Annotated in this window: 1 rRNA gene; it reads left to right on the top strand. The window is 49.8% G+C overall.

Annotated elements, in window-relative coordinates:
• Window positions 1-255 (top strand): 23S ribosomal RNA (locus tag KW839_RS27390); the annotation flags it as partial.

Below are 255 nucleotides of genomic sequence, written 5' to 3' on the forward strand. Positions count from 1 at the left end.
TGCAAGAGGCGAACCAGGGGAACTGAAACATCTAAGTACCCTGAGGAAAAGAAATCAACCGAGATTCCCTTAGTAGTGGCGAGCGAACGGGGACTAGCCCTTAAGTGGCTTTGAGATTAGCGGAACGCTCTGGAAAGTGCGGCCATAGTGGGTGATAGCCCTGTACGCGAAAATCTCTTAGTCATGAAATCGAGTAGGACGGAGCACGAGAAACTTTGTCTGAATATGGGGGGACCATCCTCCAAGGCTAAATAC

Source organism: Pseudomonas sp. PDM31 (genome assembly GCF_019218965.1).
Taxonomy (GTDB): domain Bacteria; phylum Pseudomonadota; class Gammaproteobacteria; order Pseudomonadales; family Pseudomonadaceae; genus Aquipseudomonas.